The 7422-nt window shown below is 45.2% G+C and carries 10 protein-coding genes and 1 pseudogene; 6 read left to right on the top strand and 5 right to left on the bottom strand.

What is annotated here, in order from left to right:
* Positions 1-550: 550 nt before the first annotated feature.
* Complete coding sequence (locus F591_RS31830) at positions 551-820, bottom strand: hypothetical protein (RefSeq protein WP_156829715.1); 270 nt, start codon at positions 818-820, stop codon at positions 551-553.
* A gap of 292 nt (positions 821-1112) precedes the next feature.
* On the opposite strand from F591_RS31830, the pseudogene F591_RS31025 reads away from it, so the two are divergent.
* From F591_RS31025 to F591_RS0126320, 3 genes and pseudogenes are all read left to right on the top strand, one after another.
* Positions 1113-1387 (top strand): annotated as a pseudogene (locus tag F591_RS31025) (transposase); the annotation flags it as partial.
* Positions 1388-1468: 81 nt separating this feature from the next.
* On the top strand, positions 1469-1858 hold the full coding sequence (locus F591_RS0126325) for a hypothetical protein (RefSeq protein WP_019537541.1): 390 nt from the start codon (positions 1469-1471) through the stop codon (positions 1856-1858).
* A 5-nt stretch (positions 1859-1863) separates the two neighbouring features.
* A complete protein-coding gene (locus tag F591_RS0126320) occupies positions 1864-2064 on the top strand; it encodes a hypothetical protein (RefSeq protein ID WP_019537540.1) in 201 nt (66 codons plus the stop codon).
* Positions 2065-2197: 133 nt separating this feature from the next.
* Here the strand turns inward: F591_RS0126320 and F591_RS0126315 are convergent, their stop codons facing one another.
* The 3 genes from F591_RS0126315 to F591_RS0126305 form a co-directional block, all read right to left on the bottom strand.
* Positions 2198-2992, bottom strand: a complete 795-nt coding sequence (locus F591_RS0126315; RefSeq protein ID WP_026326927.1) for an arsenite methyltransferase — start codon at positions 2990-2992, stop codon at positions 2198-2200.
* A gap of 224 nt (positions 2993-3216) precedes the next feature.
* On the bottom strand, positions 3217-4281 hold the full coding sequence (locus tag F591_RS0126310; RefSeq protein ID WP_019537537.1) for an NAD(P)-binding domain-containing protein: 1065 nt from the start codon (positions 4279-4281) through the stop codon (positions 3217-3219).
* Between the two features lie 51 nt (positions 4282-4332).
* Positions 4333-4785, bottom strand: coding sequence for a MarR family winged helix-turn-helix transcriptional regulator (locus F591_RS0126305; protein WP_019537536.1), 453 nt, complete (start codon positions 4783-4785; stop codon positions 4333-4335).
* Positions 4786-4959: 174 nt separating this feature from the next.
* On the opposite strand from F591_RS0126305, the gene F591_RS0126300 reads away from it, so the two are divergent.
* Genes F591_RS0126300 through arsC form a run of 3 tightly spaced genes read left to right on the top strand, consistent with a single transcriptional unit; the run spans position 4960 to position 6801 of the window.
* Complete coding sequence (locus F591_RS0126300; RefSeq protein ID WP_026326926.1) at positions 4960-5283, top strand: ArsR/SmtB family transcription factor; 324 nt, start codon at positions 4960-4962, stop codon at positions 5281-5283.
* 16 nt (positions 5284-5299) lie between these two features.
* The gene (arsB, locus tag F591_RS0126295; protein WP_019537534.1) at positions 5300-6352 is read left to right on the top strand and encodes an ACR3 family arsenite efflux transporter; all 1053 of its coding nucleotides are present in this window, start codon (positions 5300-5302) and stop codon (positions 6350-6352) included.
* Positions 6353-6372: 20 nt separating this feature from the next.
* Positions 6373-6801 (top strand): arsenate reductase (thioredoxin), encoded by a 429-nt coding sequence (gene arsC, locus F591_RS0126290; RefSeq protein ID WP_009225278.1) that lies wholly within the window; start codon positions 6373-6375, stop codon positions 6799-6801.
* Between the two features lie 342 nt (positions 6802-7143).
* Here the strand turns inward: arsC and F591_RS0126285 are convergent.
* Positions 7144-7422, bottom strand: a 279-nt coding sequence (locus F591_RS0126285; protein WP_019537533.1) for a transposase, incomplete at its 5' end; no start/stop codon positions are given.

The following is a 7422-nucleotide window of genomic DNA, read 5'->3' as shown; positions in this document are numbered from 1 at the left end:
GAATGTGACCGGTCTCAACTTCTTCATGATCTGCTTGATTCGGCGACGCTCCGCAAGAATTTCAATTCGGCGTTCGCGGCGTGATTTTCGTTCTGGCGCATGGTTCGTTGCTTGTGGTACCATGTTGCTAGGGACACTTCCTCTCGTTGGTTATTCGTGGTGGTTTAACCTTTGACAAGAGGCTTGCAGTGTCCTGTTTATTTTGCAAAAAAATTGGCAACTTTTTATGACGAAAATGCCTTGTCACAACGTGAATCTCTCAGATTTTGGCTAGGCTACATTCCGAATTCATGTTTAAATATTCATGTTTTGCCATCACCAAAATAATGTCCTTTCACCCCCGATATGTATTACCAGTATCCCAGCGTTCTTTACAAACTTTATTTTTTTCATCTGGGTCCATTTTAAATATGTTGCTCAGGGTATCCAACCTTATCGATTTCCTAAGAGCTTCGTAAAAACCGTTCGTTACTTACCATAGTTCTAAACTCGTGATATAACACACTCGTTATGTGCAGTCATTTCATTCAGTCACATCGTCTTGATTCCATCAATTTTTCCTTTTCAATCGATCACGTAAATGTCCGACATAAATTGAATTTGGATCGTTCGGATTATACTTGCGATTCATTGCACGTTCAAACTCATCGATTAACATTGCAAAATCATGTACATTCGGTTCAAGCCCAAAGGTACGCTTCATATCACGGTAATGACGAAAAAAAACGTCCGTTGCATGTTCACCTGAATAACCTAATCGCTGAAGCTCACAAATCACCGCTTGAGCATAACGTCTATTCATCTCGCGACGGCTCGCCATCCCACATCCTCCCTTCTCCGCCACTTAACCCAATTATAAACCAAAAGAGCGATCCATCGAGTAAGGTTGACACCTTCTCGAAGATCGCTCTTTTGGTAAGGTTCGCTTGTTTCACTCGAAACATCCATATTATAGCAGGTCATTTTATAAAATACTCCTATTATAATCCCATACGGATGAAAAAAAGCCGTGTATTAGAGCAACTGAAATGTTATAGTCCATAGTAGTGGTGTAAAAATCCTCAGAGCTTCTTGACAAGGAAAGCCACGGTATGAATTCTACTAAGTGAAGTGACGTACTGGCCTACATGGTTTTTTCTGGGGAGCATTGGCGTCAAATTCATTTTACCAGCCCATTAGAGCGTTTAAATGGCGAAATCCGTCGACGTTCAGACGCAACAGGAATCTCTCCAAAATGGGAATCTGTTATCCGACTGATTGGTGCCATCTTAATCGAGAAGCAAGATGAATGGACCGTCGCACGTCGTTATTCAGTCTCGAATCCATGGCGAAAATCGTCAAATGGGAGCAACTTCCTCTTACATCCACCACGCTTTTGCAGAAGTAAATCCGGGTCATGCAGCAGAAATTCATTTTACACCACTTGACGGGACACTGCCAAATATTAAGGTAACGGGGGCGAATAAACATGTCATTATTAAATGACTGTGAGAAAGTCGCTTTTTTAATTGATATTTTAAATCGCCATATTCAAAAGCTCCCATGTGGAGATACCTTTAGAAATTATCTTGAATCCATATGTGGCATTTTAAAGCATGATGATTCGTTTCTCCAGAAAGCTGCGTTTGCTAATAGTGAATTGTTTATAGACGCTCTTTCTAATATTTTGAGCAACCAGATTACTATTAAACACGCGACAGGTGCGTTAATAGCTGCATTCGATAAGGTTGGATATGTTGATTCAATGGACGCAGCAGCGATCATTCTTGAGTTTGAACAGCTTCTGAATCAAATGTCCATAGAAGAAGCTGAAAATCTATATAATGAACGTTGGGCAATAGATAAGTATCGGGGTTGAAAGATATGGAAGAAGAACAATCATTTTTTCACCTTATAGAATATTTAGAATCATACTTGTTGGAACTAGGTTTGGAACTTCAGCGTGATCCTGATGATCTCTTTCTTCAAGGGAAAATAAAGGGTATTCAGCATGCCTTAAAATATATAAGAATGCATGAGCATGCACGAAAAGGTGGCCATTATATCGATATTGAAATTGATTGATCCTAGATGTGTTTCCTTAAATAGAATGATCAGGCATGCAGGGAGCACGAACAAAGCAGCTCCGGACATGTTTGCTAGAGCTGCTTTGACCGATTCACTTTGATTATTCAAAGGAGGAACGTTTATACATTCATTACGGTTTGATTGCTTTGATTACGGCAGAGGCAATATAGTCCTCTACCTTCGATCCAGGAACCCAATCTTTGATAAACGCCCTGGATTCCTCTTTCGGCTCGACCACTACATCCTTAAATCCACTTTGCGTAAGCATCGTTTTCAGCTCGTCAACGGACGAGGCCCCGGATATACACCCAGAATATAAAACATCCAAGTCGTTTTTGATTTCCGCAGGAAGCTCTGCCGTCGTTACGACATCGGAAATGGCCAAACGCCCGCCGGAGCGCAGAACGCGGAATGCTTCATCAAACACTTGCTGTTTATCCGGCGAAAGATTGATGACGCAGTTGGAAATGATAACATCCACCGTTTGATCCGGGACCGGCAAATGCTCGATTTCTCCCAGCCTAAAATCCGTGTTCGTGAACCCGCCTTTCGCGGCGTTGTTGCGCGCGCGGCTCACCATTTCCGGCGTCATATCGACCCCGATCACATAGCCGGTTTCCCCGACTTGCCGAGCCGCCAGAAAACAATCGAAACCGCCGCCGCTGCCTAGGTCCAATACCACTTCACCCGGCTTAAGCTCCGCAATGGCTTGTGGATTACCGCAACCAAGACCAAGGTTTGCACCGTCCGGAACAGCCGTTAATTCTTCGGTTGAATAGCCCAACTGCGAAGAAACGTCATTGGCCGTTCCGCAGCAGCTTGAAGCTGGCGAGCAGCACGAACCCGGCTCCACTTCTTGCAAGGCGATTTCCTTATAACGACTGCGTACATTTTGACGAATTTGATCATTCTTTACTTGGTTCATGGATCATCTCTCCTTCAACTTTTTTATCAAATCAGCAGCAGCTAGGGGTACAACAAGCTGCTTTGTTTGCTATCGTGAGTTGCCGTCTCCGAAGGAAGCGGCTCGATAACTCCGTGGGATTTTGCCATTTCCAAGCTTCCCGTGCCGAGCGCTCTATTTCACGCTGCTCCTGTTTCATAAGGTATTCCGCGGCGAACCAATTCAGTTCATGGGAACTAGCCTCCCTAAAGGTGATTTTTCAGGTAACGCAGTAGCTTGCGAACAACATATTTCGCGTCCGGCCCCACCCCCCTTAATGTGGCGGAAGCAAAGGAACGCTGTCCTTCCAAACCGACATAATACAGTCCCGGAACGGAAAGGCTGATTCCTGCTGTCTGCAACGGTTTCCCTTCGGCATCAAGCGCCCCGATGGGCTGAAGGTATGTCAGATTGGGACGATACCCGGTCGCAAAGATGACGGTTTGTACCGGTTCTTCCGTTCCGTCTGGCCACACGACGCCCTCGGAGTAAAAGGAGGTAAACATGGACCGTTGATCCGGCTTCCCAGCCTTTAATCTTGCTCGGTAATCGTTCAAATCCGCAACAGAGCTCGAACTTGGAGGCTTTTTGCCAAATCGCCAGAATGGAAAGGTATCGAAGCCGACGGCTCTGATCCAAAAATGCAGATCAATTCCGAGTACTTTTGTTTTCGTAAACTGAACAGGCCGAAGCACGGCAAGCGATGTATGGCTGCTGTCGGCAAGCTCTACCGCAATTTGAACTGCAGAATTTCCGCGCCCGACGACCACCACTCGTTGCCCCCGGTAACGATCCGGATTTCGATACGATGAAGAGTGGAGGACTTCCCCTTGAAAGGCCTCCCTTCCGCTTATGTCTGGCATATAGGGATTATGAAAGGAGCCTGTCGCATTGATGATCGTTCTCGTCTGATATTCGTCTCCAGCTGCCGTTCGGATCGAAAAACCGTTATCGCTTTTCTCCACGGCAATAACCTTCTGGTTGGTGCGAATCGGCAAGTCAAAACGCTGGGCATACGCCTTTAGATACTGGATCACCTCGTTTCGCAATGGGTAGTGGGTTGCAACTCCGGGTATCTTCATGCCCGGCAATGATGATAAACGAGCTGGCGAAAACAGCTTCAGACTATCGTAATAATGTGGCCAAGAACCGGTTGCCTGCTCGCTTGCTTCCAGGATCAAAAATTGCAGCTCGTTCTTCTTCAAGTAATATCCGGAAGCAAGACCGGCTTGCCCACCCCCGATAACGATTGCATCGAAAATCGCTGACATTCCAATTCCCCCTCAAATAACTTGCAAATTGCAAGTAATTTAGAAAAAAGATCACCCGCAAGAAGGGGTTGAACAGCATTGGCCGGATTTCGCCATCGCTTCGTTTAATAGCTTGATCGAGCGAATGACGGTATCTTTTTCAAAATCGTTCATGTGCGAAAAGATTTCGTTTAAATAGTCGTTCATTTGTTGGTCAATCGACGCCGCAACATACTTGCCTTCCGTCGTTAGGGAAAGCAGATTTACCCTCCGGTCGTCTGGATCGGGCGTTTTCTTCACTAATTTCATCTTGATTAACGATTGGACTTGTCGGCTGAATGTCGTTATATCTGTCCCTAATGCCTCTGCTACTTTCTGGATGGACGGCTTATGCTGGCGATCAATTTCGTAAAGGATATGGCTTTGAATTAAGGAGATGTCGCAGCCACCGGCAGAACAGCAGTTTTTATTTAGAAAGCCAAAGCGTCGAGTCATGATTTGAAATAGTTCACGTACATTTTCCACAGTGCTTCACCTCATGAAACAGTTATAAAACATTTGATTGCAATTTGCAAGTATTGATTTACTTGTATCCGGAAAATGAGCTGTGAAAGGACGTACAAATTTCAATATTGACTTTTCACCATGCATAAATAACAATATGGTTATATAGTTTTATGCGAGGTGATCATCATGACAATGGAATTTGAAAAGATAGCGGATATTCTGAAAGCTCTTGCCGATCCGACAAGGCTGAAAATCCTTTCTTTGCTCCGGATTCGCGATTGCTGTGTATGTGAACTGGTTCCTATCTTTAACATTTCTCAGCCAGCCATTTCTAAACATCTAAGCCGTCTGAAAATGGCTGAACTGGTCCGCGAAACGCGAAAGGGGCAATGGGTGTTCTATTCGATTAATGAAAAGCGGTTAGAGGAAATTCGTTATGCTTTGTCCCATTTGCCTGATCTATCCGAGGAGCTGCGGGAATTGGAGCAACAAGGACTAACGGTTATATGCGAGTAAAGGGGGTGTACAGCAAGTGAGTAAACAAGAGAAAAAGCGACTTTCATTTCTGGATCGCTATTTGACGTTATGGATTTTTGTTGCGATGGCGATAGGAATTGGCTTGGGTTACGTATTTCCTAACTTTGTCGCCGGTTTGAATGAATTTCAAGTTGGAACCACATCGATACCGATTGCGCTTGGCCTCATTTTAATGATGTATCCGCCGCTGGCGAAAGTACGATACGAAGAAATCGGCCGTGTCTTTCGAAATGGCAAAGTGTTAACCATTTCATTGATTCAAAACTGGCTTATCGGCCCGATCTTAATGTTTTTCTTGGCTATTATTTTTCTCCAAGGCTATCCGGAATATATGGTCGGCCTGATTATGATCGGTTTAGCCCGTTGTATTGCAATGGTTATCGTTTGGAACGATTTGTGCAGAGGGGATGCCGAGTACGCGGCGGGACTCGTTGCTTTCAACTCGATCTTTCAAGTTTTGTTTTACTCTGTCTACACCTATATCTTTGTTACGATTTTGCCGGGATGGTTCGGGTTGGAGGGCGTCGTTGTTGATATTACGATGGCCGAAGTCGCCAAGAGCGTGTTTATTTATTTAGGGATACCGTTTTTGGCCGGGATGATTACGCGCTATTCGCTTGTGAAGGCAAAAGGGCGATCCTGGTACGAAACGGTCTTTATTCCGAAAATCAGTCCCATTACACTTATCGCATTGCTGTTTACGATTATCGTCATGTTCTCGCTGAAAGGCGAGATGATCATCCAATTGCCTTTGGATGTCGTGAGGATCGCGATTCCGCTATTGATTTACTTTGTCGTTATGTTCCTGATTTCGTTCTTCATGGGCAAAAAAGCCGGAGCTGATTATCCGGTGACTTCTACACTGGCATTTACCGCCTCGGGGAATAACTTTGAGCTGGCAATCGCTGTTGCCGTTGGGGTCTTTGGAATTCATTCCGGCGCTGCATTTGCGGCCGTGATCGGACCTCTTGTAGAAGTCCCTGTGATGATTGCCTTGGTCAACGTCGCGCTCCGATTTCAGCGAAAGTATTTTTCGAAAGCAGCTTAACATAAACAGGAGGAATCATCATGTCAGATAACAAAAAACTCGTTTATTTTCTTTGTACGGGAAACTCTTGCCGCAGCCAAATGGCGGATGGTTGGTTGAAGGCGCTCGGTAATGATCGGTACGAAGTAAAAAGCGCCGGGTTGGAGGCACATGGGCTGAATCCGCGTGCCGTCCAGGTGATGAAGGAAGCTGGCGTCGATATTAGCGGTCATACATCGGATGTTATCGATCCGGAGATTTTGAATCGGGCTGACTATGTGATTACGTTATGTGGCCATGCAGACGAACATTGTCCGGTGATTTCGAATAAAAACGTCGTGAAATGGCATTGGGGCTTCGATGATCCAGCCAAGGCAACCGGCACCGAGGAAGAAATCATGAGCCAATTTCGAGCGGTTCGGGACGCGATTAAGTCGCGTGTCGAAAAGTTTCTTGCCGAAGGTTGCTAAAATTACAGAAAAGGCGTGCAGCGTTATGGCACGCTTTTTTGTTTGGCGATCATCAGCCTTCGGAACGACGAAGCCAAGGCGGAGTCCTCGAAGAGCAGAAAATGATTCCCTATATATATCTACTTTGCGGGTAGTATCAACTTCGCTGGTTCTAAAATATTCAGGATCGAGATCCAGTTGATACCGGAAAATAAAGTATTAGACCGAAGAGATTGATCAATCGCTGCTTTACGAATTACAAATCTGTCAGTTCCAGAAGAATAAGTATTAGACTGACCCTTGAAGTAAGAACAGCAACAGCCATGGACTAGAAAATAAAGTCCTAGGGCGTGTTTTCAAACCTCAGGCTAACCAAATCATGGAAGAAGCCAGCTTTAAAAACGCGACAAAGGTACACGTCAATTTATCGAACCGTGTAGCGAGCCTGCGGTTATGCTTCAGCTTATTAAACAGGCACTCGACCAGGTGCCGCTCTTTGAACAACCACCAATCCGTTGAACGTTGAACCTTGCGGTGCTTGCGGCTGGGAATGACAGCGTTCGCCTGCTTTTCGATCAACAGATTGATGATGCTGTCGGTGTCATAGCCGCGGTCAGCCAACACATTTTTACCTTCAATGTC

This window comes from Paenibacillus ginsengihumi DSM 21568, from assembly GCF_000380965.1.
Classification (GTDB): Bacteria; Bacillota; Bacilli; order Paenibacillales; family NBRC-103111; genus Paenibacillus_G; species Paenibacillus_G ginsengihumi.
The sequence above is the reverse complement of the archived record's forward strand: the minus strand, read 5'-3'. Positions and strand labels throughout refer to the sequence as shown.